This window comes from Streptomyces sp. G-G2 (assembly GCF_030063135.1).
In the GTDB taxonomy this organism is placed as follows: domain Bacteria; phylum Actinomycetota; class Actinomycetes; order Streptomycetales; family Streptomycetaceae; genus Streptomyces.
In genome coordinates, this window is record NZ_JASISO010000023.1 from 79,231 (window position 1) to 102,727 (window position 23,497).

Consider the following 23,497-nt stretch of genomic DNA (forward strand, 5'->3'; position numbering starts at 1 on the left):
GGTGGTGCGCGGGCCCCGCGAACTCGGCCCGGGTATGTACTCAGTTGCCGCCCGCGCGGGGCGAGGCGAAGCGGACGCGGCCGCCGATGTCGATCGTGCCGTCCGGGCCCGGGGCGGTGAGGATCTGGGAGCCCGCGCCCTGGATGATGTTGAGGGCGCGGTTCAGCTGGGCCGTCAGCAGCAGCGCCGCCGAGCCCGTGGCCTCGTCCTCCACGACGGCCCCGTCCGGACGGCGCGGGAAGCCGCGGGCCCGGATCCGGCCCGCCCGCTCGTCCTCCCAGGCCCACGCGTACAGCCAGCCCTCGCCGGGCGGCGGCGCGGGCAGCGCCTCGACCTCGGCCGCGCTCGCGTACTGCTCGGTCCGCTTGCCCTCGACCCACTCGGCCCGGGCCGTGATCCAGGTGAACTCGCCGTCGTCGCGGGCCCATACGGCGCCCGCGGGCGGCCGCAGTTCCTCGATGTCCAGCAGCCACGCGACCCCGACGAGCGGGTGCCCCGCGAAGGCCATCCGGGTGCCGGGGGTGCGGATGTCGACGACCCCGCGCTCGGGGTCGTCGACGAACACCGTCTCGCTGTAGCCGAGTTCGGCCGCCAGTGCCTGCCGGGACGCGTCATCGGGGCAGCTGCTGCCGTCCCGCACGACGCCCAGGAGGTTGCCGTACCGCCCGTCGCCCGCGCAGAACACCTTGAGCACGTCGAGATCGTTCACGCGGGCATTCAAGCACGGGTCAGCCGCGGACCGTACGCCGCCCGCGCGCGACGAACACCGCGCCCGCACCGGCCGCGATCACCGCGCCGGAGGCGGTCGTCCGCTTGACCTCCACTTGACCTTTACATGGGCAACCCATGGGGAATCTGTGACGGGTCCGTGTCCGGCGCCGGAAGGTGAGAGCTGAATCACTGGACGGGTGGACATCGGTGAGGTAAGCCTCGGTTAAGTTAGGTCCGCCTCACCAGCCTTCGCCCAGCCAGGAGCTTCCATGCGATCCGCCGCCCGCTTCACCGTCTTCACCGCGGCCGCCGCCGTGGCCGCGCTGACCGCCGTGACGGGATGCGCCCAGAAGAACGACGCGGGCGGCGACGGGGCGATCAAGGTCGCCGCTTCGGACACGGCCTGCGAGATCTCCAAGAAGGAGGTCCCGTCGGGCAAGGTCCAGTTCGAGCTGGAGAACAAGGGCTCCAAGGTCACCGAGCTGTACGTGTACTTCCCGGACGGCCGGATCGTGACCGAGAAGGAGAACATCGGCCCGGGCACCAAGGCGAGCATCACCGCCGAGATCAAGCCCGGCTTGTACGAGGTCGCCTGCAAGCCCGGCATGAAGGGCGACGGCATCCGCCAGCCCCTGAAGGTCACCGGCGAGGGCGGCGAGAAGCGCAGCCCCGAGCTGGACGCGGCCGTCGCCGAGTACCGCAAGTACGTCCAGGCGCAGGCCGACGAGACCCTGCCCAGGACCCAGGCCTTCGTGGACGCGGTCAAGGCGGGCGACGTCGAGGCCGCCAAGAAGGCGTACGCGCCGTCCCGCATCGGCTGGGAGCGCACCGAGCCGGTCGCGGAGTCCTTCGGTGACATCGACCCGAAGACCGACGTCCGCCAGGACGGCCTGGAGGCCGGACAGACCTGGACCGGCTGGCACCGCCTGGAGAAGTCCCTGTGGGCCGACAACAAGATCGGTGACGACGAGAAGAAGCTCGCCGACCAGCTGATGACCGACGTCACCGACTGGCAGAAGCGCGTCGGGACGGCCGAGATCACCCCCACCTCGATGGCGAACGGTGCGAAGGAACTCCTCGACGAGGTCGCCACCGGCAAGGTCACGGGCGAGGAAGAGGCCTACAGCCACACCGACCTCGTCGACTTCAAGGGGAACGTCGAGGGCGCGCAGAAGGCGTTCGAGCTGCTGAAGGCGGTCGCCACGAAGAACGACCCGGCGCTGGTGACGCGGCTGGACACCCAGTTCGCCGCGCTGAACACGCTGCTGGACAAGTACCGCGCCGACAAGACCGGCTACGAGTTCACCTCGTACGACCAGGTCGGCGCGCCGGAGCGCAAGGAGCTCTCGGACGGCGTGAACGCGCTGGCCGAGCCGCTCTCCAAGCTCGCCGCTGCCGTCGCGAAGTAACGCGAAGCGATCCGGGAGACTGCGATGTCCGACGACGACATGACGACGCCCACGGCCCACGAAGGCACCGGCACCCCCGGCGACGACACCGCGGCGGGAGCGCCCTCGCGGCGCTCCGTGCTGGGCTGGGGCGGGGCCGGGCTCGCGCTCGGCGCCGCCGCGGCGGGCGGTACGGTCGCCGCCCTCAGCGGCGGCTCCGACCCGGTCCCGGCGGCCGCGTCGGGTTCCGCGGTGCCCTTCCACGGCGAGCACCAGGCCGGTATCGCCACGGCGGTCCAGGACCGGCTGCACTTCGCCGCGTTCGACGTCACCACCAAGGACCGGGCCGAGCTGGTCAAGCTCCTCAAGGACTGGACCGAGGCGGCCCGGCGGATGACCGCCGGTCAGGTCGTCGGCGAGGGCGCCTTCGGCGGTCTCGCGCAGGCCCCGCCGGACGACACGGGCGAGGCCGTCGGCCTCAAGCCGTCCCGCCTCACCCTCACCATCGGTTTCGGCCCCAGCCTGTTCGCCAAGGACCGCTTCGGCCTGGAGGGCAGGCGCCCCGACTCCCTGGTGGACCTGGAGCTGTTCCCCCGCGACAACCTGGACCCGGCCCGCTCCGGCGGCGACCTGTGCGTCCAGGCCTGCGCCGACGACCCGCAGGTCGCCGTGCACGCCATCCGCAACCTGGCCCGGATCGGCTTCGGGAAGATCGCGGTGCGCTGGTCCCAGCTGGGCTTCGGCAAGACCTCCTCGACCACCCCGGACGCGCAGACCCCGCGCAACATGATGGGATTCAAGGACGGCACCCGCAACGTCTCGGGCACCGACACCGCGGCCCTGGACAAGTTCGTGTGGGCGGCCGCCTCCGACGGCAGCGACTGGATGGCCGGCGGCTCGTACCTGGTCGCCCGCCGGATCCGGATGCACATCGAGACCTGGGACCGCACCGGCCTCCAGGAGCAGGAGGACGTCTTCGGCCGCGACAAGGGCGAGGGCGCCGCCGTCGGCAAGTCCAAGGAACGCGACGAGCCGTTCCTGAAGGCGATGAAGCCGACGGCGCACGTGCGCCTCGCGCACCCCGACAGCAATGACGGGGCGACGATCCTGCGCCGCGGCTACTCCTTCACCGACGGCACGGACGGACTCGGCCGCCTCGACGCGGGCCTGTTCTTCCTCGCCTACCAGCGCGACGTGCGCAAGGGCTTCGTCCCGGTCCAGCGTCGGCTGGCGAAGAACGACGCGCTCAACGAATACATCCAGCACGTGGGTTCGGCCGTCTTCGCCGTCCCGCCGGGCGTCCGCGACAAGGACGACTGGTGGGGCCGGACGCTGTTCGCATAGGGACGGGGAGGAACGACCGTGTTCAGCAATTACCTGATCGGACTGCGCGAGGGGCTGGAGGCCAGCCTCGTCGTCTGCATCCTCATCGCCTACCTGGTGAAGACGAACAACAGGGACAAGCTGGGGCCGCTGTGGCTCGGCGTCGGCCTGGCGGCCGCCCTCTCCCTCGCCTTCGGCGCGGGGCTGGAGTTCGGCACCTCGGAGCTGACCTTCCAGGCCCAGGAGGCCATCGGCGGCAGCCTGTCCATCGTCTCGGTGGGCCTGGTGACGTGGATGGTCTTCTGGATGAAGCGCACCGCGCGGAACCTGAAGAACGAGCTGCAGGGCAAGCTCGACGCGGCCCTCGCGATGGGCACCGGCGCGCTGGTGACGACCGCGTTCCTCGCGGTCGGCCGGGAGGGCCTGGAGACCTCGCTGTTCGTGTGGCGCTCGGTGCACGCGGCCGGTGACGGCGCGGGCCCGCTGATCGGCGTGCTCCTCGGCATCGGCACCTCGATCGTGCTGGGCTGGCTGTTCTACCGGGGCGCGCTGAAGATCAACCTGTCGAAGTTCTTCACCTGGACCGGCGGCATGCTCGTGGTCGTCGCCGCGGGCGTGCTCGCGTACGGGGTGCACGACCTCCAGGAGGCCGACATCCTGCCCGGCCTGAACAGCAGGGCCTTCGACGTCAGCGGCACGATCCCGCCGGACAGCTGGTACGGGACCCTGCTGAAGGGGACGTTCAACTTCCAGCCGGACCCGACCGTCCTCCAGCTCTCCGTGTGGGCGCTGTACCTGGTGCCGGTGCTGGCGCTGTTCCTCTTCTCGGCGAAGTCCCCGGCCCCCCGCAAGGCCGCGGTGAGCGCCGAGAAGTAGCGGGTGGGCGGGGGCCGGGTCACCAGAGCCGGTCGACCGTCCCCGGGTACAGGCCGATCCGGGTCCCCGCGAAAGCGGCGGCCGGGTCGGCCCGCGGCGTTCCCGGGGCTGGCCGCGGGCCGGTTCCCGGCCCTGTTCCCCGGCCTGTTCCCCGGTCGCCGAAGAAGGCGGCCAGGACCACCTTGTCGAAGCCCGGCGCGTCCGTGGCCAGCGGCTCCTCGGGGGTACCGCCGACCAGGACCGCCCCGGGCAGCCGCTGGAAACCGGCCGCCTCGTAGAACGGCGCGAGGTCCCGGTCGCAGCTGAACAGCGCCAGGTCCAGACCCGGTACGTCCGCCAGCGCGGCCCGCGCCGCCGCCACCAGCCTGCCGCCGTGGCCGCGCCCGCGCGCGTCCTCCCGGGTCACCACCGCGCTCAGCCCGGCGGCCCGGTACGTCCGCCCCGCGTGCCGGATCTCCTTGTGCAGCAGGGCCAGGGCGGCGGCCACCGCCCCCTCCCCGTCGAGCAGCAGCATCACGCGGGGCGCCAGGGCGGGGTCGTGGCCGGGCCTGGAGCCGGGCCAGGCGTGCTCCTCCAGGGCGGCTACCTGCGCGGCCAGGTGCTCCGGCAGGGCGGCCTCGTCGTACGCGAGCACGTCGTCGGGCGGGGTCACCGAAGGCCGGGTCACCGAATGCCGGGTCACGGGATGCGGACTCCGGCTCCGCCGACCCGCACCCGGGGCTCGCCCGCGCGCAGCTCGACCGTGAGCACGCCGGGGCGGCCGAGGTCCTCGCCCTGGTTCAGGGTCAGCACGGCGTCGGCCGGGACCAGGCCCAGCTCGCGCGCGTACGCCCCGAAGGCCGCGGCGGCGGCTCCGGTGGCCGGGTCCTCGACCACCCCGCCGACCGGGAAGGGGTCGCGGACGTGGAAGACGGCGGGCCCGGCCCGGTGCACCAGCTGGAGCGTGGTCAGGTCCAGACGCACCATCAGCGCGGCCAGCCGGTCGAAGTCGTACGCGAGGTCCGCGAGGCGCTCACGGGTGGCGGCGCCGAGCACGAGGTGCCGGGCTCCGGCGTAGGCGATCTTCGCCGGGAAGGCGGGGTCGAGGTCGGCGGTGGCCCAGTCGAGCGCGGCGAGCGCCTCGGCGAGGTCGGCGTCGGCGACCTCCTCCAGGCGGGGCTCCACGCTGGTGAGGACGGCGCGCAGGCCGCCGCCGTCGGTGGCGGTCACGGTGACGGGCACGGTTCCGGCCGGGGTCGCGAAGACCAGCTCGCCGGGACCGATCCGCTCGCCGAGGGCCACGGCGGTGGCGACGGTGGCGTGCCCGCAGAACGGCACCTCGGCCTTGGGGCTGAAGTACCGGACGGTGAAGGCCCGCCCGGGCTCCCCTTCCAGCCCCTCGGGCGGGGCGGTCAGGAACGCGGTCTCGCTGTAACCGAGCCCGGCGGCGATCTCCAGCATCCGCGCGTCGTCGAGCCCAGTCGCGTCGAGCACCACGCCGGCCGGGTTGCCGCCGGCGGGATCGGCGGAGAAGGCGGTGTAGCTGAGGATCTCTGTAGTCATGCCGCCTCAACCCCCCACCGGTGTCCCCCATTCCCGCAGGGCGGCCCGGCGCCCTCAATCGCCGGGCACCCCAGCCCCGCCGGCGTTTGAGGCACCCCCCGGGAGGGGGCGGTCAGCCGCGCCCGATGTACGGCATCGCACTCGCCATCACCGTCGCGAACTGCACGTTCGCCCCCAACGGCAGCTCCGCCATGTGCAGCACCGTCCGGGCCACGTCCCCCGCGTCCATCACCGGCTCCACCGCCAGCTCCCCGTTCGCCTGCGGGATCCCGGTCCGCATCCGTTCCGTCATGTCCGTCGCCGCGTTGCCGATGTCGATCTGCCCGCACGCGATCCGGTACGGCCGCCCGTCCAGCGACAGCGACTTCGTCAGGCCCGTCATCGCGTGCTTGGTCGCGGTGTACGCGATCGAGTTCGGGCGCGGCACGTGCGCGGAGATGGAGCCGTTGTTGATGATCCGGCCGCCCTGCGGGTCCTGCCCCTTCATCAGCCGGAAGGCCCCCTGCGCGCACAGGAACGCCCCGGTCAGATTGACGTCGACGACCTGCTTCCACGCCTCGTACCCGATGTCCTCCAGCGCGACCCCGCCCGGCCCGAAGGTGCCCGCGTTGTTGAAGAGCAGGTCGAGCCGCCCGTACCGGTCGGCCACGGCCGCGTACAGCGCGTCCACGTCCCCCGGATCGCTCACGTCGGTCCGTACGCACAGGACCTGCGCCCCCTCCCCGGCCGCCGCGGCCGTCTCGTCCAGGGCTTCGCGGCGGCGGCCCGCCAGGGCCAGGTTCCAGCCCGCGCCCGCCAGGGCGAGGGCGACGGAGCGCCCGATGCCGGATCCCGCGCCGGTCACCACGGCGGTCTTCCTCATGCTTGCGTTCATGAGGCCGCAGGCTACGTCAGAGTCCGCGCCGGTCCCGGGGCGTTCCGATAGCTGAGAGCATGGGTCGGTCAGGGGTGTGAAGAGAAGATAAAAGGACTGGAGTTTCGTATGCCGGAGAGAGGTCCCGCGACGGCCCCCACCCCCACCAGCGGCACCACGGGATCCGCGCCGGCCACCGTCACGGCCGCCCGCCGGACCGGGCTGCTCGTCACCTTCGTACTCGGCGGGCTCACCGCCCTCCCGCCGCTGTCCATGGACATGTACCTCCCGGCCCTGCCCGCCGTGACCAGCTCCCTGAACAGCCCGGCCGCCACCGTCCAGCTCACCCTGACGGCCTGCCTCATCGGCATGGCCCTCGGTCAGCTCGTCATCGGGCCGATGAGCGACAAGTGGGGGCGGCGCACCCCGCTGCTGACCGGCATGGTCGTCTACGTCCTGGCCACCGCCGTCTGCGCCTTCGCGCCCACCGTCGAGCTGCTCATCGGCTTCCGGCTGGTCCAGGGACTCGCCGGGGCGGCCGCGATCGTGATCGCGCGGGCGGCCGTACGCGACCTGTACGACGGGGTCGAGATGGCCCGCTTCTTCTCCACCCTGATGCTCATCTCCGGCGCCGCCCCCATCGTCGCCCCCCTCGTCGGCGGCCAGGTGCTGCGCTTCGCCGACTGGCGCGGGGTCTTCCTCGTGCTGACCGGCGTCGGCGCCCTCCTCACCGTCCTGGTCTGGCGCGGACTCGGCGAGACCCTGCCGCCGGAGCGCCGCCAGACCGGCGGGGTCGGCGCGGCCCTGCACACCATGCGCGGGCTGCTCGCCGACCGGGTCTTCGCGGGCTACACCCTGGCGGGCGGTTTCGCCTTCGCCGTCCTCTTCTCCTACATCTCCGCCTCGCCCTTCGTGATCCAGGAGATCTACGGCGCCTCCGCGCAGGAGTTCAGCCTGCTCTTCGGCATCAACTCCGTCGGCCTGATCATCGTCGGCCAGATCAACGGCAAGCTGCTGGTGGGCCGGGTCAGCCTGGACAAGGCCCTCGCGGTCGGGCTCGCGATCATCACGGCCGCCTCGGTGGCGCTGCTCGCGATGTCGAGCGGGGTCTTCGGCAAGGCCGGGCTCGTCCCGGTCGCCGCCGCGCTGTTCGTGCTGATGTCGGCGATGGGTCTGCTGCTGCCCAACACCAACGCGCAGGCCCTGATGCGGACCCCGCACGCGGCGGGCTCCGCGTCCGCCCTGCTGGGCACCTCCTCGTTCCTGGTCGGCGCGATCGCCTCGCCGCTCGTGGGGATCGCGGGCGAGCACACGGCGGTGCCGATGGCCGTGGTCCAGCTGGTGTGCTCGCTGCTGTCGGCGGCCTGCTTCCTGGGGCTGTGCCGCCCCTGGCGGGCACGGGAGTCCGCGGCCCCGGCCGCGCCGTAAACTCTCGGGGTGAACCCCTCTGTACCCACCTCCGCCGAAACCCTCCGCTCCGCCCTCGGCGGGCTCCTCGACGGACTCCCGCCGAAGCAGGCCACGGCCGCCGTCGAGCGGCTGATCGCCAGCTACCGGGGGCAGACCCCGACGGACACCCCGATCCTGCGCGACCGCTCCGACGTCGCGGCGTACGCGGCGTACCGGATGCCCGCGACCTTCGAGGCGGTACGGGCGTCCCTGGACGCCCTCGCGGCCGCGGTCCCGGACTGGGCGCCCGCCTCGCACGTGGACGTCGGCGGCGGGACGGGATCCGCCACCTGGGCGGTCGACGCGACCTGGGGCGGGCCCCGGCGGACCACCGTGCTGGACTGGGCGGAACCCGCGCTGACCCTCGGCCGTGAACTGGCGGGGGCCTCGTCCTCCGAGGTGCTGCGCGGCGCCGACTGGCGGCGCGCGGTGATCGGGGCCGGACTGGAGCTGCCCGAGGCCGATCTGGTGACGGTGTCGTACGTCCTGGGCGAGCTGACCCCCGAAGCGCGCGCGGCCGTGGTCACGGAGGCGGCCCGGGCCGGGCAGACCGTGGTGGTCGTCGAGCCGGGCACCCCCGACGGCTACCTGCGGATCCGCGGGGCCCGGGACCTGCTGATCGGGGCGGGGCTGCGGGTCGCGGCGCCCTGCCCGCACGACGGGACCTGCCCGGTCGTGGTCGGCGAGGACTGGTGCCACTTCTCGGCCCGGGTCAGCCGTTCCTCCCTGCACCGGAAGGTCAAGGGCGGGTCCCTGGCGTACGAGGACGAGAAGTTCAGTTACGTCGCCGCGACGCGGGTCCCCGTGACGGCGGCCGCCGCCTCACGGATCACGCGCAGGCCGCAGATCCGCAAGGGGCTCGTCCTGCTGGAGCTGTGCGGACCGGAGGCCGGCGCCGCCCCGGGGCTGTCCCGGGCGACCGTGACCAAACGCCACGGCGACCTGTACAAGGCCGCTCGGGACGCCGACTGGGGCCAGGAGTGGCCGCCGCCCCCGGTCCGCGAGGGTTAGGCCGTCCCCCCCTCGCTCGCGGGGCGCAGCTCCTGGGTGCAGCACTTCACGCTGCCGCCGCCCTTGAGGAGTTCGGTCAGGTCCATCGGGACCGGCTCGAAGCCCCGTGCGCGCAGCGGGCCCATCAGTCCCTGCGCGGCCTGCGGGAGCAGGACGTGCCTGCCGTCGGAGACGGCGTTGAGCCCGAGGGCCGCCGCGTCCGGAGCGGACGCCAGGAGGGCGTCCGGGAAGAGGCGGCGCAGGACCGCCCGGCTGCCGGGCGAGAAGGCCTCCGGGTAGTACATGACCTCGTCGCCGTCCAGGACGCAGAGCGCGGTGTCCAGGTGGTAGTAGCGCGGGTCGATCAGGTCGAGGCCGATCACCGGGCGGCCGAAGAACTCCTGGGCCTCGTCGTGGGAGAGCGGGCTGGAGCGGAAGCCCCGGCCCGCCAGGACGTAGGACCGGGTGACCGCGAAGTCCCCCTCGCCCTCGTTGATGTGGGACGGTTCGTGCACCTCCGTGTAGCCGTGCCCGCGGAACCAGTCGAGGTGGGCCTGCGCCTCGGCGGCGCGCTCCGGATAGGCGAAGCGGGCACCGAGGACGCGGCCGTCGATGACGGTGGCGCCATTCGCCGCGAAGACCATGTCGGGCAAGCCGGGTTGCGGCCGGAGCGTCTCGACGGTGTGGCCGAGGGAGCGGTACCGGTCCCTCAGGTCTTCCCATTGGGCGAGTGCGAGGGGCAGGTCGACCGGTTTCGTGGGATCCATCCACGGGTTGATCGAATACGTGACCTTGAAGTGCGCGGGTGGGCACATCAGGTAACGCCGGGGTGTGGCGTCTCTGCGCAAAGAAAGCTCCTCACGACGGACAGGGGCCGAGTGTGAAGAGAATCGTCTCTCCTCCACGAGGACAGCGCACTGAACTGATGGGGTGGTTTCCGGTGCGGGATGGCGTCATGAGCAAGACATCTGACGCACGCGTTCACGGACGCGCTCGTGGACCGGGTGCTGGGCGGCATCGCGTTGCGGTGAAGGGCACCTGATGCGCGGGGTGTCGAAAGTCACCGGGGGCCATCGGTGGGTACCTGTGCGCGAACGGCTGAGAAGGCATGGCTGAAATGTGTGGTTGTGTAGGGGTTCCGGGTGGATCGGGAGTCCCCCTCCGGAGCCCCCCGGTCGCGGAACGCGGTCAGACGGGGCGCAGGATGGTGGGACCATGGTCGGGTCTTCCGGGACAACGGTGAGGTGAGGGGATAGATGGGGTCTGAGTCCGACCGCGTCGTGCGCGGTCCGCAGAGCAGGATGTCCCAATGGCTGCGCCGTCGGCCGAAACCGGCCGCCGAAGACCCCGGACGCGAGCGTGAAGCGCTGCTCCTGGCCGTCGCCGCCGCGGGCCTGCCGCTCTCCCCCGCCGCGCATCCCGCCGGTTACCGATGTTCGTGCGACCGCATCGGCTGTCCCACCCCGGCGCGGCACCCGATCTCCTTCGCCTGGCAGACGCAGTCGACCACCGACCGCGCGCAGGTGGAACGCTGGGCCCGCAACCAGCCCGAGGCCAACTTCATCACCGCGACCGGCATGGTCCACGACGTCCTGGACGTCCCGCTGGAAGCCGGGCACAGCGCGTTGGCGCGGCTGCTGGCCGCCGGGATCGACGTCGGGCCGGTCGCCGAGTCCGGGGGGACGGGCGACCAGGCCCGGATGCTGTTCTTCACCGCGACGCGGGGGACGCCGGAGGACGAGGACGAGTGGTGGCCGTGCGAGCTGGACTGCCATCCCGAGACGATGGACGAGCATCCTGGGCTGCGGTGGCACTGCCGGGGCAGCTACGTGCTGGTGCCGCCGGCCGCCCTGCCGGGTGACCTGGCGGTCAGCTGGCTGCGGGGCATGGAGCATCCGCTCCCCGATCCCCTCACGTTGCTGGAGACCCTGACGGACGCGTGCGCGCAGTACGCGGGGACCGCCGACCAGGCCCCCCAGGCGGTGGCCTGGCCCCTGGGCCGCTAGCCGCTCCCCCACCCCGGGCCACGCCTCACCCACCGGCGGCCCGACCTTCCCGGCCCAGCCCCGCCGCCGCCGACGGACAGCCCGAGCCGTATCCAGCCCCGGCGGCGACGGACGGCCCGAGCCAAATCCAGCCCCGGCGCCTTCCGACGGCCCGAGCCATATCCAGCCCCGCCGGCGATTGAGGCGCCGCCGGAGGCACCAGCAGCCGAACCGGCTCCTCCACGCCTCCGGCGGGCCCTCAAACGCCGGGCAGGCTGGGATTTGCCGGGCACAGCCCACAGGAGCACCCCCGGCGGGGCCTCACGCGCCCCTGCCCGGTGCGCGAGGTCAGTGGATGTGGGTGACGATGACGTCCAGGGGCCACGCCTTGGCCGGCTTCGCGGGGCGTTCCGCCTCGACCGCGTAGCCCAGGTCCCGCAGGGCCGTGACCAGTTCCGCGGGATCGGCGGGGATGGCCCCGGTCAGGAGCAGGTCACGGACCAGCCGGCCCTTGGTCGCCTTGTTGAAGTGGCTCACCACCGACCGCTTCTCCACCCCGTCCACCACCTGCGCGTGCAGCACCCGCACGGTCGCCGTCCGCCCCGCCACCTCCCCCTTCGGCTTCCACGCGGCCCCGTACGCCGCCGACCGCAGGTCCAGGACCAGCCCCGTCCCCGCCGCCTCCGGCATGACCTCCGCCATCGGGCCCCGCCAGTACGCGCCCAGCCCCCCGAGCCCCGGCAGCTTCACGCCCATCGAGCAGCGGTAGGAGGGGATCCGGTCCGTCATCCGCACGGCGCCCCACAGCCCCGAGAACGCCAGCAGCGAACGGTCCGCCAGCGCCCGCGCCGCCGGGGTCAGGTCCGCCAGCCCGAGGGCGTCGTAGAGCACCCCGGTGTAGATCTCCCCCGCCGGGCGCGCGGCAGCGGACCGCAGGCCCGCGTTCTTGGCGACCTCGCCGCGCAGCCCCTCGCTCAAGCCCAGGACCTCCCGCGCCTTGTCCTCGTCGCCGACGCACAGGTCGACCAGTTCCTCCAGTACCGCCGCCCGGGCCGCGGCCAGTCCCGGCAGGGACAGCCCCTCGGCATCGAGCGGTCCGCCGGAGCCGCCCGCGGCCTTTCCTTCGGACGGCGGCAGCAGCACGAGCACGGTGGTTCTCCTTCGGTCACGGCACAGCGCGGGGGGTGCGGCCCCCCGGCCAGGGTAGACGGCTCGCCGCGCCACCCCGCCGCACCCGCCATAGGCTCGGTCCATGCCACGCCGTCACATGCACATGACCGGAGCGGACGGGGCCGCGCTGACGGCCGCGCTGCGCGACCTGCGGACGAAGCTGGACGTACCCGGCGACTTCCCCCCGGAGGTACTCGCGGAGGCCGAGCGGGCCGCGAAGGCGCCCAGGCCGCCCGGGCCCGCCCTGGACGCCACCGACATCCCGCTGTTCACCATCGACCCGCCCGCCTCGGTCGACCTCGACCAGGCCATGCACCTGGCCCGGCGGCCCGGCGGCGGCTTCCGGGTGCACTACGCGATCGCGGACGTGGCCGCCTTCGTCACCCCGGGCGGCGCCCTGGACGCCGAGGCGCACCGCCGGGTGACGACCCTGTACTTCCCCGACGGGAAGGTCCCGCTGCACCCGCGGGTCCTCTCGGAGGGCGCGGCCAGTCTGCTGCCGGACCAGGACCGCCCGGCGCTGCTGTGGCGGCTCGACCTCGACGCGGCGGGGCGGGTCGTGTCCACGGACGTCCGGCGGGCGCTCGTACGGAGCCGGGCGAAGCTGCACTACGAGGGCGTCCAGCAGGCCATCGACGACGGGACCGCCGAGGAGTCCCTGGCCCTGCTGAAGGACGTCGGGACCCTGCGCGAGGACCTGGAGACCGAGCGCGGCGGGATCTCGCTGAACGTCCCCGAGCAGGAGATCGTCGAGCGGGACGGCTCGTACACGCTGGCCTACCGGGCCCCGCTCCCGGCCGACGGCTGGAACGCGCAGATCTCCCTGATGACGGGCATGGCCGCGGCCGATCTGATGCTCGCGTCCGGCACCGGCATCCTGCGGACCCTGCCCACGGCCCCCGACGGCGCGGTCGGGCGGCTGCGGCGGACCGCGCAGGCGCTGCACATCGACTGGCCGCACCACGTCCCGTACGCGCAGCTGGTCCGCTCCCTGGACCCGCGCCGCCCCGCGCACGCCGCGTTCCTCCAGGAGTGCACGGCCCTGCTGCGCGGCGCCGGGTACACGGCCTTCACCGGTGGTGAGGTCCCGTCCCCCGCGCTGCACGCGGCGGTCGCGGCGCCGTACGCGCACTGCACGGCCCCGCTGCGGCGCCTCGTCGACCGGTACACGGGCGAGCTGTGCGTGGCCGCGGTGGCGGGCGAGGACCCGCCGGAGTGGGCGGTGGCCGCGCTGGCGACCCTGCCCGAGGAGATGGCGGACGGCACCCGGCTGGCCAACGCGGTGGAGCGGGGCTCGGTGGATCTGGTGGAGGCGGCACTGCTCAAGGACCGGGTGGGCGAGACCTTCGAGGGCACCGTGATCGACGTCAAGGACCGGGAGCCGACGGTCGGTACGGTCCACCTGGCCGACCCGGCGGTGGTCGGCCGGATCGAGTCCCCCGCGGCGCCGCTCCCCCTGGGTTCCCGGCTGCGGGTCCGGCTGGTCACGGCGGACCCGGGCACGGCGGGCGTGGTCTTCACGGTGGCGTAGCGGGGGCGGTCCGCTCCCGCAGGGCCGTGACCAGCGCACGCGGATCGTCGGCGTGGAAGCGTACGGTCCGGGCCCGGCCCGAGGCGCCGAGCGGGCGCAGGAAGCCGACCGGGGCGGTCAGTTCGACCGTCACCGAGGTCTGGCCGCCCACGATCAGGTCGAGGGTGCCGTCATCGGCGAGGGTGACCAGGCGGCCCTCCGGGTAGCGCCGGTCCACCCGCACCGATGCGATCCGGTCCGCCGGGAGACGCAGGTCGAAGAGGGCGCCGTAGCGGATCCGCAGGGAGCCGTCGGCGCCCACCACGTGCGGGCGGGTGACACAGGCCGCGTGCAGGGCCAGGACGACCACGATCCCGTACAGGTCGAGGACCAGCACGATCCGGTGCACGGCGGGCCAGGGGATCAGGACGGCCAGGCCGACCGTCTCGATGACGGAGACGAAGAGCAGGCCGTACATCATGGCCGTCTGCGGGCCGGTGTAGGCGGCGGTCAGGTCCCCCTCCCCCACCCCGTGCGTACGCCGGGCCGCCCACCGGCCCAGGGAGGCCGCGCCGCGCAGTTCGTGCAGGAACAGGCGGCGCACCGGCAGCGGTACGACCGCGGCCGCCGCGATCCGGGCGGCGCGTACCGCCCCTGTCCCGCCGCTCACGGCCGGTTCCCTTCCCCGCACGGCCGGTCGGTGAAGGCCGCCATGAGCCGGCGGACCACTTCGGCCTGCGCGGGCGGATAGTCCGCCAGCAGGGCCTCCTTGAGGCCCTGCGCCGACGGGCCCTCCGAGGCGGCGGGCATGGCGGCGAACACCTCGGCGGGGACGGCGGCGACCAGTTCGGCGGCCAGGTCCGGGATGCGCGGGTCGTCGGCGGGCGCCCCGGCGAGCGCGTCGAGGCGCTCGTACAGGGCGAGGACGTCGCGCACCTCGTCCAGGCTCAGGCCCAGCTCGGTGAGGCGGCGTACGCGCGCCAGCAGCACGGCGTCGCGCACGCTGTACGCGCGGTATCCGTTGGGGCGCCGCTCCGGTTCCGGGGGCAGCCCGACATGGTGGTAGTGCCGGATCGCCCGGGTGGTGACCCCGACGAGTGCGGCGATCTCTCCGATCCGCATGGCTCCAGTAGAAACCCTGCCGCTGCGTCAAGGTCAAGGACCCCCGGAGGGGGCGGGTAGCATGGTCGCAGCGCAGATCGACACGAGCGGGCGGCCGCGTCGGGATCCCCGGATCCCGCCGAGGAACGTCCGGGCTCCACAGGGCAGGGTGGTGGCTAACGGCCACCCGGGGTGACCCGCGGGACAGTGCCACAGAAAACAGACCGCCAGGGGCTCCGGCCCCCGGTAAGGGTGAAACGGTGGTGTAAGAGACCACCAGCGCCTGAGGTGACTCAGGCGGCTAGGTAAACCCCACCCGGAGCAAGGTCAAGAGGAGTCGTCTCCGGACGGCTCTGCGCGGACGTTCGAGGGCTGCCCGCCCGAGTCCGCGGGTAGACCGCACGAGGCCGGTGGCAACACCGGTCCTAGATGGATGGCCGTCTCCCCGGCGATCGCGAGATCACCGGGCGACAGAACCCGGCGTACAGCTCGCGTCGGTCTGCGCGCCTACTTGAGCAGGACCTGCGGAACGCGCGGGACACGTACGACCCGCAGAAACGCCTCCGGCCCGCACTTCGGTGCGGGCCGGAGGCGTTTCGCGGGTCCCGCGTCCCGTGCCTACGGGCGCAGGTGCGAGGTGTCGTTGAGCAGCCGCACCGAGGCGTTGCCGTCGGCGTAGTAGGCCACCGCCGAGAGGGAGGCCGCGGCCAGCTCCATCCGGAACAGGGATTCCGGCGGGGCGCCGAGGGCGAGCCGGACCAGGGTCTTGACCGGGGTCACGTGCGTGACCAGCAGGGCGGTGCGGCCCGCATGTGCGGTCAGGAGCCGGTCACGGGCGGCCGCGACCCGCTGGGTGACGGTGGCGAAGCTCTCGCCGCCGCCCGTGGGGGCGGCCTCCGCGGAGTTCAGCCAGGCGTCGAGGTCGGCCGGGTGGCGGTCGCGGACCTCGGCGAAGGTCAGGCCCTCCCAGGCACCGAAGTCGGTCTCGCGCAGGCCCTCTTCGACGGTGACGGGCAGCCCGAGCCGGTCGGCGACCGCTTGCGCGGTCTCGCGGCAGCGGCGCAGCGGGGAGCTGACGACGGCCTCCACGGTCCCGCGGGCGGCGAGCGCGGCGGCGACCGCCTCCGCCTGCCGCCGTCCGGCCGGGGACAGCTCGGGGTCGCTGCCGCCGCTGCCGGAGAAACGCTTCTGCGGGGTCAGCGCGGTCTCGCCGTGCCGCAGCAGGACGAAGGTGGCGGGCGTCCCGAGGTCAGGCGCCCCCCACCCGGGCCCGTCGGCCGCGGCCGCCGGGGCGGCTTCCGTGACCGGGGCCGGGGCGGCTTCCGTGACCGGGGCCGCCGGGGCCGCTTCCGTGACCGGGGCCGCCGGGGCCGGGAACAGGGCGTCCGGCTCCGGGAACAGGGTGTCCGGCTCCGCGGGCGCGCTCTCGGCCCGGGCCGCGGACAGGGCCGCGCGGGCCGCCGCGGCGCCCGCCGCCGCGTCTCCGGGCGGGCCCGACGGAGGCGGCGTGGACAGCGCGCGGGCGGCGGTGCGCGCGGCGCTGTGGTCCAGGGCCGCCGAGGAGCCGGAGGGCTCCCACCGCACGCCCCGCTTGCCCGCGTCCATCGCCTCGTTCGCGAGCCGGTCCGCGTGCTTGTTGCGCTCGCGCGGGATCCACTCGTACGTCACCTGCGTGCGCGGCAGGATCCGCGCGGCCTCGGCCGCGAGGGGCTTCATGTCCGGGTGCTTGATCTTCCAGCGGCCGGACATCTGCTCGACGACGAGCTTGGAGTCCATCCGGACCAGCACCGTGGCGTCGGGGAAGAGGTCACGGACCGCCGCCAGGCCCGCGACCAGGCCCTTGTACTCGGCGACGTTGTTGGTCGCGACACCGATGTACTCGGCGCGCTCGGCCAGGGTCTCGCCCGTCACCGGGTCGAGGACCACCGCGCCGTAGCCCGCGGGCCCCGGATTGCCCCGGGACCCGCCGTCCGCCTCGACGACCACACGCGGCATCAGATGCCCGAGTCCGCCGTACGGACCAGGATGCGGCCGCAGTTCTCGTGCCGGACGACCTGGTTGCGGGCCGCGGTCCTGATCTCGTTGACCTCGGCCATGTCCAGCTCCAGGCGGCAGCCCTCGCAGCGGCGCTGGTAGAGCTTGGCCGCGCCGACGCCGTTCTGCTTGGCGCGGATCTTCTCGTACAGCGCCATCAGGTCGGCCGGGATGGAGGCGACGATCAGCTCGCGGTCCTTGGCGACCTTCGCGGCGTCCACCTCGAAGGCGGCGAGGGCGGCGTCACGGCGCACGGTGGCGTCGTCGGCCTGGCCCTGGAGCGCGGTGACGCGGGCGCCCAGCTCGGCGACCCGGCCCTGCGCGGACTCGCGGCGCTCCATGACCTCCAGGACGACGTCCTCCAGGTTGGCCTGGCGCTTGGCCAGCGAGACCAGCTCGCTCTGGAGGTTCGCCAGGTCGCGGGCGGAGACGCCCACGCCGGAGTCGAGGCGGGCCTGGTCGCGGGTCGTGCGGGTGCGGACCTGGTCGACGTCCTGCTCGGCCTTGACCTGCTCGCGAGCGGCGTCGCTCTCCTGGGTCTGAGCGGCGACCAGGAGGTCGCGCTGCTGGGTCAGGTCGCTGGTCAGGGACTCCAGCTCAAGGTGCTCGGGCAGCGAGTTGCGCTTGTGGTCGAGCTGGGACAGCCGCACGTCCAGGGCCTGGACGTCGAGAAGTCGGATCTGGTCGGCGGGCTCGGCGTTCAGTTGGGGGCTCCAGGGAGAGAAGGGGCGGAAACGGACGGCGCGTGCGCCGTCCAGGGGTCGGTGACCGTGCGCGAGACATGGGTACGCAGACCCCAGCCCCGTCGTTCGGAGATCGCGTCGAGCTGCGCTGCGGCCTGCTCGCACCATGGCCACTCGGTGGCCCAGTGAGCGGCGTCGACGAGGGCGAGCGGGGAGCGCTCGCGGGCCTCGGACGCCGGGTGGTGGCGCAGGTCGGCGGTGAGGAAGGCGTCCACACCGGCCGCCCGCACCTGGTCGAAGAGGCTGTCGCCGGAGCCGCCGCTGACGGCGACGGTCCGGATCAGGGCGTCGGGGTCCCCGGCGGCGCGGATGCCCTGCGCGGTGTGCGGCAGCCGGGCGGCGGCGCGGGCGGCGAACTCGCGCAGGGTCTCGGGGTGGTCCAGCTCGCAGATCCGGCCGAGGCCGCGACGGCCGTCGGGGTCGGTGGCGTCGGGCACGAGCGGCCCGGTGACGCGCAGGTCCAGGGCGCCCGCGAGGGCGTCGGAGACCCCGGGGTCGGCGCTGTCGGCGTTGGTGTGGGCGACGTGCAGCGCGATGTCGTTCTTGATCAGCATGTGCACGACGCGGCCCTTGAAGGTGCCCGCCTCGACGGTGGTGGTGCCGCGCAGGTAGAGGGGGTGGTGGGTGATCAGCAGGTCGGCGCCCAGCGCGATCGCCTCGTCGGCGATCTCCTGCACGGGGTCCACCGCGAACAGCACCCGGGAGACCTCGGCGTCGGGGTCGCCGCAGACGGTGCCGACGGCGTCCCACTGCTCGGCCCGCGAGGGGGGCCAGAGAGCGTCCAGCGCGGCGATGACTTCAGAGAGACGGGGCACGGGCCCAGGCTACCGTCCGTGGCGCACCCCCCGCCGACCAGCGGGGGGTGCGGGGACCGGCCGCGGGCGGCCGCACGGCTCGCACCGCCCCGTACGGCGTTACTTGACCAGGAAGCCGCGCAGGTCGTCGAGGACCTTGTCGGCGGCGATCACCCCGAGACCGAGGTACCAGGTCTCGTCCGGTACACCCTTGACCTGGCCCTTCTTGACGGCGTCCAGGTTCTTACCAGAGCGGGTTGCCCTCGGCGGAGCCCCGCTTGGTCTCGTTCTTCGCGCCGTAGACCCCGGCTTCGCGCCGTAGACCCCGGCCTAGTGACGGTCGGCCCGTGCTCGCCGAGGTCGCCGAGGTCGCCGCCGAACTTCGCCCGGTACGCGTCGAGTTTGGCCCTGGCCTCGGCCTCTTGTCCAGCGCGGCCGCGTTCGCCTCAGCCCAAACGCCCCGGTATCGCACAGCACAACCGCCTCCCTGTGCACGGGAGAACCGCCGGGCGGCCACCCGTACGTGTGAAGCGGGAGTGGTCGTGCCGTTCGGCTGGACGTGCGATAACTAACTTCCTCACCGGAGGTGACGCACAGATGACTGCCTGTGCTGTTGAGGACCCGGTGACGGAACCGGCCACGGAGCCCGCCGCGGAGCCGGTCCCGGATCGCGCCGCGGACGGGGCGACGGGGGCGGCGACCTCGCCGTACCCGGTGGACTCCGCCGCGCTCACGATCGCCGCGGACGGTTCGTACGCGGCCCGCCTGGCCGGGGTGGGCGACGCCCGCTACCCCGAGCGCTGGACCCTGGACGGGCCCGAGCCGTACGCCGTCCCGCTCCCCCTGGAGCAGCCCGAGGAGGCCGACTCCGAGGTGCTCCCGCTGGCCGACGGGCGGGTCCTGATCCACCGCCGGGTGGCCGGGCACCACGGCTTCTCGCTGCTCTACCCCACCGGCCCCCGGACCGGGCAGCTCCCGCTGGGCGCCGTCGAGTGCGAGCGGCTGACCCTGCTGCCGCCGGCGCCGGACGGGCGGAGCGCGTACGCCCTGGCCGTCGGCGACACCGCCACCACGGTGTGGCAGGTGGCCGGGTGCGCCTTCGGGCCCGAGCGGGTGGCCGAGGTGCCCGGGCGCTGCTCGGGCGGCGTCTGGCTGGACCGGGAGGGGCGGCTGCTGGCCCTGGACCGGGAGCGGGAGGGGCGCACCAAGGCCGTCGTGGTGGACCTGGGCCGGGGCGGGGAGGTCTCGCCGCTGCTGCAGATCACCGAGGTCAGCGACGACCGGCTGCTGCTGGCCGACCCGGACAGCGGGCTGCTGCTGATCCGCTCGGACGCGCCGTCGCCGGGCGAGGGGGCGCGGCTGGGCTGGGGGGTGCTGGGGAGCGCGCGTCCGGTGCGCTTCCCGGAGTGCCTGCGGACCGCGGGCGCTTCGGCGGTGCCGTTCGCGGTGCAGCCGGGGCAGATGCTGATGCCGGAGAGCTGCGCGGTGGCGCTGCGGATCGGCGAGGCGGGTCCGGGGGCCGCGGCGGGCGCGGCCGGGATCGCGCTGTGGCGTCCGGCCGACCGGCACGTCTTCCGGCTCGGGGCGCCCATGGGGTGGCTGGGGACGGGGCTGTGGTCGCGTGAGGGGCGCCTGCGGCTGCCGTACGCGACCCCGCAGGTCACGTGCGGTGTGGTGAGCCTGGGGCTCCCGCAGAGCCCCCCTCCGGCGCCGCCCGCGGACCCCGGACCGGTGGCCGCGGCCGCGCTGCGGCCCGTACCGCTCCAGCAGGCGCCGCTGCGGTAAGCCGGGCCGATCGATCGTCGTACCGCGTCACAGGTCTGTTCTGCGCGCCCATTTATATGATAGGTAAGTTTCCTAACATTAGCGGAGCGCATCAACTCACCCCTGGAGGCGTTGTGTTGACCCCCACCCGCATCATCGGATCGCGTCGTACGAGGCTGGCTATCGGAGCCCTGCTCGGTTCGGCGGTCCTCGCCGTACCGGTCGCGGCCCACGCCACGCCCGCCGCCGCCCCGGCAGCCGTCGCTCCCCACTCGGCGGCCGCGTTCAGCAGCGCCGCGGCGACCGGACTGGACGATCCCGCGAAGAAGGACATCGCGATGCAGATCGTCTCCAGCGCGGAGAACTCCTCGCTGGACTGGAAGTCGCAGTACAAGTACATCGAGGACATAGACGACGACCGCGGCTACACGGCCGGGATCATCGGCTTCTGTTCCGGCACCGGTGACATGCTCGACCTCATCGAGTACTACACGAGCGTCAAGCCGGACAACATCCTCGCCAAGTACCTGCCCGCCCTGCGCAAGGTCGACGGCACCCCCTCGCACAAGGGCCTCGACCCGAACTTCACCAAGGACTGGGCCAAGGCGGCCTCCGACAACACCTTCAAGCAGGCCCAGGACCACGAGCGGGACCGGGTGTACTTCAACCCGGCCGTCAGCCAGGGCAAGGCCGACGGCGTCGGCACGCTCGGTCAGTTCACCTACTACGACGCCATCGTCATGCACGGCGACGGCACCGACTCCACCAGCTTCCGCAACATCCGCAAGCGCGCCCTGACCAAGGCCAAGCCCCCGGCCCAGGGCGGCAACGAGACCACCTGGCTCAACGCCTTCCTCGACGCCCGCGTCTGGGCGATGAAGCAGGAGGAGGCGCACAGCGACACCAGCCGCGTCGACACGGCGCAGCGGGTCTGGCTGAAGAAGGGCAACCTCAACCTGAACACCCCGCTGGACTGGAAGGTCTACGGGGACCCGTTCCACATCGGCTGATCCGGCCGGGCAGGACGTGAAACACGGGTGCCGGGGGCGGATGTGCGCCCCCGGCACCCGCGCGTCGCGGTTCCGACAAGATCTGAGAGAGATGGCCTAGCCGTGCTTGAGTCCCAGCACCTCCGAGGCCGCGAAGGTCTCGTTCGCCGGGCGGGAGTCGTAGTGCGGGGTCAGGACCTCGTCCAGCTCCTCGTAGGAGAAGGCCTCCTTCGTGGTGTCGAACTTGGCCGCCACCCTGGGGCGTTCCATCACCACCACGATCCCGCCGTGCACGACGAACAGCTGCCCGTTGGCCTTCGCCGAGGCGGGCGAGGCCAGGTACCCCACCAGCGGGGACACGTGCTCCGGGGCCAGCGCGTCGAGCTTGCCCTCCTCCGGGACCTGGAAGCCCGCGAACACGTCCTGCGTCATCCGGGTCCGGGCGCGCGGGCAGATCGCGTTGGCGGTGACCCCGTACTTGCCCAGCGCCAGCGCGGTGGAGGTGGTGAGGCCCACGATGCCGCCCTTGGCCGCCGCGTAGTTCGGCTGACCCGCCGAACCGCCCAGGAAGGCCTCCGAGGAGGTGTTGACGATCCGGCCGTACACGGGGCCGCCCGCCGCCTTGGACCGCTCCCGCCAGTGCACGGAGGCGAAGTGGGTGGTGTTGAAGTGGCCCTTGAGGTGGACCCGGATCACCGAGTCCCACTCGGCCTCCGACATCGAGAAGACCATCCGGTCGCGCAGGATGCCCGCGTTGTTGACCAGGATGTCGAGCTTGCCGAAGCCGCTCACGGCGAGCTCGACCAGCTCGCGGGCCTGCTCGAAGTCGGCCACGTCACCGAGGTGCGCCACCGCCTGGCCGCCGGCCGCGCGGATCTCGGCCGCGACCTCCTCCGCCGGAGCGGCGGAGGCCTCGCCCGTACCGTCCCGGCCCGGCTGGCCGAAGTCGTTGACGACCACGCTCGCGCCGAGCCGGGCGAGTTCGAGTGCTTCGGCGCGCCCGAGCCCCCGTCCGGCTCCGGTGACGATCGCGGAAAGTCCCTCTAGGGGGAGCGACATGGTGCCCGTTCCTCTCGGAAATCCGCATATCAGCGGTCAGCGTTTGTGAATCAGCGGTGAGACGTCACAGTTCGATGCAGGTGCGCAGGGCGACACCGGTGCGCATCTGGTCGAGCGCGTCGTTGATCTCGGCCAGCCGCACCCGGTGGGTGATCAGGCCCGCCAGGTCCACCCGGCCCGCCCGCCACAGGCCGATGGTCCGCTCGTAGGAGCGCAGTACGTCTCCGCCGCCGTACATCGAGGGCAGGATCTTCTTCTCGTCGAAGAACAGCGAGAACATGTTGATCGAGTAGTTGTCGTCGAGCGCGCCCGCGCCGACCACCACCACCGACCCGCCGCGCCGGGTCATCTCGTACGCGGTCCGCGTGGTCTGGGACTTGCCGACCACCTCGAAGACGTAGTCGAAGCCCTCGCCCGCCGTGATCCGGTTCTTGGCGTCGGCGAACGCCTCCGGCGGGACCGCCTCGGTGGCCCCGAACCGCAGCGCCGCCTCGCGCCGCGACTCGACCGGGTCCACGGCGATGATCTGGGCCGCGCCCTGCACCTTGGCGCCCTGGATGACGGAGATGCCGACCCCGCCGCAGCCGATGACCGCCACCGAGGAACCGGCCTCCACCTTGGCCGTGTTGATGGCCGCGCCGAGCCCGGTGGTGACCCCGCAGCCGATCAGGGCGGCGATGTCGAAGGGGACGTCGTCCGGGATCGGCACCGCGCAGCCCGCCGGGACCACCATCTCCTCGGCGAAGGTGCCGGTTCCGGCGAAGCCGAAGATGTCGCTGTCCCCGCGCCGGAAGTTGGGCGTGGCGACGTTCCCGAAGGCCTCCAGGCACAGGTGGCCCTGGCCGCGCTTGCAGGAGGGGCAGTGCCCGCACGGCGGCAGCCAGCAGACGAGCACCCGGTCGCCGATCGTGTGGCTGGTGACCCCGTCACCGACGTCCACGACCTCGCCCGAGCCCTCGTGGCCGGGGATGAAGGGGGCGGGCTGCGGCAGCACCCCGCTCATCGCGGAGAGGTCGGAGTGGCACAGACCCGTGGCCTTGATGCGGATCTTCACCTTGCCGGGGCCGAAGCCCACGGCCTCCATGTCCTCGACGACTTCGAGCTTGTCCTGGCCGATCTGGCTCTGGAGTGCTGCGCGCACGGTGCGGCTCCTCTTCTCGCTTCAGTCGTTCTGGCGTTCCGTAATTCAGGCGTTCCGTCGTTCCGGCGCTCCGTG

General features: G+C 73.3%; 22 protein-coding genes, 1 other RNA gene and 1 pseudogene. 10 read left to right on the plus strand and 14 right to left on the minus strand.

Features of this window, described 5'->3' with window-relative positions:
* Positions 1 to 40 precede the first annotated feature (40 nt).
* Entirely contained in the window at positions 41 to 709 is a 669-nt protein-coding gene (locus tag QMF80_RS19620; RefSeq protein ID WP_283455071.1) for a PhzF family phenazine biosynthesis protein, read from the minus strand.
* Between the two features lie 271 nt (positions 710 to 980).
* Here QMF80_RS19620 and efeO point away from each other — a divergent pair, with 271 nt between their 5' ends.
* The 3 genes from efeO to efeU are packed head-to-tail and all read left to right on the plus strand — an operon-like array spanning position 981 to position 4,298.
* Entirely contained in the window at positions 981 to 2,120 is a 1,140-nt protein-coding gene (efeO, locus tag QMF80_RS19625; protein ID WP_283455074.1) for an iron uptake system protein EfeO, read from the plus strand.
* Between the two features lie 39 nt (positions 2,121 to 2,159).
* Positions 2,160 to 3,443 (plus strand): iron uptake transporter deferrochelatase/peroxidase subunit, encoded by a 1,284-nt coding sequence (gene efeB / locus QMF80_RS19630; RefSeq protein ID WP_502962884.1) that lies wholly within the window; start codon positions 2,160 to 2,162, stop codon positions 3,441 to 3,443.
* Between the two features lie 18 nt (positions 3,444 to 3,461).
* The gene (efeU, locus tag QMF80_RS19635) at positions 3,462 to 4,298 is read left to right on the plus strand and encodes an iron uptake transporter permease EfeU (RefSeq protein ID WP_283455078.1); all 837 of its coding nucleotides are present in this window, start codon (positions 3,462 to 3,464) and stop codon (positions 4,296 to 4,298) included.
* Positions 4,299 to 4,317: 19 nt separating this feature from the next.
* Here the strand turns inward: efeU and QMF80_RS19640 are convergent, their stop codons facing one another.
* From QMF80_RS19640 to QMF80_RS19650, 3 genes are all read right to left on the minus strand, one after another.
* Positions 4,318 to 4,950: a GNAT family N-acetyltransferase gene (locus QMF80_RS19640; RefSeq protein ID WP_283455080.1), complete on the minus strand. Its 633-nt coding sequence runs from the start codon at positions 4,948 to 4,950 to the stop codon at positions 4,318 to 4,320.
* A 26-nt stretch (positions 4,951 to 4,976) separates the two neighbouring features.
* Positions 4,977 to 5,840 (minus strand): PhzF family phenazine biosynthesis protein, encoded by an 864-nt coding sequence (locus QMF80_RS19645; protein ID WP_283455082.1) that lies wholly within the window; start codon positions 5,838 to 5,840, stop codon positions 4,977 to 4,979.
* Between the two features lie 112 nt (positions 5,841 to 5,952).
* Positions 5,953 to 6,714 (minus strand): SDR family oxidoreductase, encoded by a 762-nt coding sequence (locus tag QMF80_RS19650; protein WP_283455084.1) that lies wholly within the window; start codon positions 6,712 to 6,714, stop codon positions 5,953 to 5,955.
* Positions 6,715 to 6,822: 108 nt separating this feature from the next.
* On the opposite strand from QMF80_RS19650, the gene QMF80_RS19655 reads away from it, so the two are divergent.
* Together QMF80_RS19655 and QMF80_RS19660 are read left to right on the plus strand one after the other, a co-directional pair.
* Positions 6,823 to 8,121 carry a multidrug effflux MFS transporter gene (locus tag QMF80_RS19655; protein ID WP_283455086.1) on the plus strand — a complete coding sequence of 433 codons (1,299 nt, stop codon included), beginning with the start codon at positions 6,823 to 6,825 and terminating at the stop codon, positions 8,119 to 8,121.
* A gap of 9 nt (positions 8,122 to 8,130) precedes the next feature.
* The gene (locus QMF80_RS19660; protein WP_283455088.1) at positions 8,131 to 9,153 is read left to right on the plus strand and encodes a small ribosomal subunit Rsm22 family protein; all 1,023 of its coding nucleotides are present in this window, start codon (positions 8,131 to 8,133) and stop codon (positions 9,151 to 9,153) included.
* On the opposite strand, the gene ddaH is transcribed toward QMF80_RS19660, so the two are convergent.
* Positions 9,150 to 10,037 (minus strand): dimethylargininase, encoded by an 888-nt coding sequence (gene ddaH, locus QMF80_RS19665; protein ID WP_349372222.1) that lies wholly within the window; start codon positions 10,035 to 10,037, stop codon positions 9,150 to 9,152. The two genes, QMF80_RS19660 and ddaH, sit on opposite strands and share 4 nt — an antisense overlap.
* Positions 10,038 to 10,388: 351 nt before the next feature.
* On the opposite strand from ddaH, the gene QMF80_RS19670 reads away from it, so the two are divergent.
* Positions 10,389 to 11,138, plus strand: a complete 750-nt coding sequence (locus QMF80_RS19670; protein WP_283455092.1) for a bifunctional DNA primase/polymerase — start codon at positions 10,389 to 10,391, stop codon at positions 11,136 to 11,138.
* Between the two features lie 327 nt (positions 11,139 to 11,465).
* On the opposite strand, the gene yaaA is transcribed toward QMF80_RS19670, so the two are convergent.
* Positions 11,466 to 12,266, minus strand: coding sequence for a peroxide stress protein YaaA (gene yaaA, locus QMF80_RS19675; RefSeq protein WP_283455094.1), 801 nt, complete (start codon positions 12,264 to 12,266; stop codon positions 11,466 to 11,468).
* A 103-nt stretch (positions 12,267 to 12,369) separates the two neighbouring features.
* Between yaaA and QMF80_RS19680 the strand changes: the two genes are divergently transcribed.
* Entirely contained in the window at positions 12,370 to 13,818 is a 1,449-nt protein-coding gene (locus QMF80_RS19680) for an RNB domain-containing ribonuclease (protein WP_283455096.1), read from the plus strand.
* On the opposite strand, the gene QMF80_RS19685 is transcribed toward QMF80_RS19680, so the two are convergent.
* Positions 13,805 to 14,467 carry a hypothetical protein gene (locus QMF80_RS19685; RefSeq protein ID WP_283455098.1) on the minus strand — a complete coding sequence of 221 codons (663 nt, stop codon included), beginning with the start codon at positions 14,465 to 14,467 and terminating at the stop codon, positions 13,805 to 13,807. The genes QMF80_RS19680 and QMF80_RS19685 overlap by 14 nt on opposite strands.
* Complete coding sequence (locus QMF80_RS19690; RefSeq protein WP_283455100.1) at positions 14,464 to 14,919, minus strand: MerR family transcriptional regulator; 456 nt, start codon at positions 14,917 to 14,919, stop codon at positions 14,464 to 14,466. Before QMF80_RS19690 ends, QMF80_RS19685 begins: the two co-directional genes overlap by 4 nt.
* A 78-nt stretch (positions 14,920 to 14,997) precedes the next feature.
* On the opposite strand from QMF80_RS19690, the gene rnpB reads away from it, so the two are divergent.
* Positions 14,998 to 15,399: RNase P RNA component class A (rnpB, locus tag QMF80_RS19695), an RNA gene on the plus strand.
* A 117-nt stretch (positions 15,400 to 15,516) separates the two neighbouring features.
* Here rnpB and QMF80_RS19700 read toward each other — a convergent pair.
* The 4 genes and pseudogenes from QMF80_RS19700 to QMF80_RS19715 form a co-directional block, all read right to left on the minus strand.
* On the minus strand, positions 15,517 to 16,893 hold the full coding sequence (locus tag QMF80_RS19700; protein WP_283455101.1) for a bifunctional RNase H/acid phosphatase: 1,377 nt from the start codon (positions 16,891 to 16,893) through the stop codon (positions 15,517 to 15,519).
* The gene (locus QMF80_RS19705) at positions 16,893 to 17,636 is read right to left on the minus strand and encodes a zinc ribbon domain-containing protein (protein ID WP_283455160.1); all 744 of its coding nucleotides are present in this window, start codon (positions 17,634 to 17,636) and stop codon (positions 16,893 to 16,895) included. The genes QMF80_RS19700 and QMF80_RS19705 overlap by 1 nt, the downstream gene beginning before the upstream one ends.
* Positions 17,633 to 18,490 (minus strand): Nif3-like dinuclear metal center hexameric protein, encoded by an 858-nt coding sequence (locus QMF80_RS19710; protein WP_283455102.1) that lies wholly within the window; start codon positions 18,488 to 18,490, stop codon positions 17,633 to 17,635. The genes QMF80_RS19705 and QMF80_RS19710 overlap by 4 nt, the downstream gene beginning before the upstream one ends.
* A 99-nt stretch (positions 18,491 to 18,589) precedes the next feature.
* A pseudogene (locus QMF80_RS19715) lies at positions 18,590 to 18,776 on the minus strand (ABC transporter substrate-binding protein); the annotation flags it as partial.
* Positions 18,777 to 19,066: 290 nt separating this feature from the next.
* On the opposite strand from QMF80_RS19715, the gene QMF80_RS19720 reads away from it, so the two are divergent.
* Both QMF80_RS19720 and QMF80_RS19725 read left to right on the plus strand, forming a co-directional pair.
* Positions 19,067 to 20,254, plus strand: coding sequence for a hypothetical protein (locus QMF80_RS19720; RefSeq protein ID WP_283455103.1), 1,188 nt, complete (start codon positions 19,067 to 19,069; stop codon positions 20,252 to 20,254).
* 155 nt (positions 20,255 to 20,409) lie between these two features.
* A complete protein-coding gene (locus QMF80_RS19725; protein WP_502962885.1) occupies positions 20,410 to 21,243 on the plus strand; it encodes a chitosanase in 834 nt (277 codons plus the stop codon).
* Positions 21,244 to 21,339: 96 nt separating this feature from the next.
* Here the strand turns inward: QMF80_RS19725 and QMF80_RS19730 are convergent, their stop codons facing one another.
* Positions 21,340 to 22,281 (minus strand): 3-oxoacyl-ACP reductase, encoded by a 942-nt coding sequence (locus QMF80_RS19730; protein WP_283455107.1) that lies wholly within the window; start codon positions 22,279 to 22,281, stop codon positions 21,340 to 21,342.
* 64 nt (positions 22,282 to 22,345) lie between these two features.
* Positions 22,346 to 23,422 (minus strand): Zn-dependent alcohol dehydrogenase, encoded by a 1,077-nt coding sequence (locus QMF80_RS19735; protein ID WP_283455108.1) that lies wholly within the window; start codon positions 23,420 to 23,422, stop codon positions 22,346 to 22,348.
* Positions 23,423 to 23,497 lie beyond the last annotated feature (75 nt).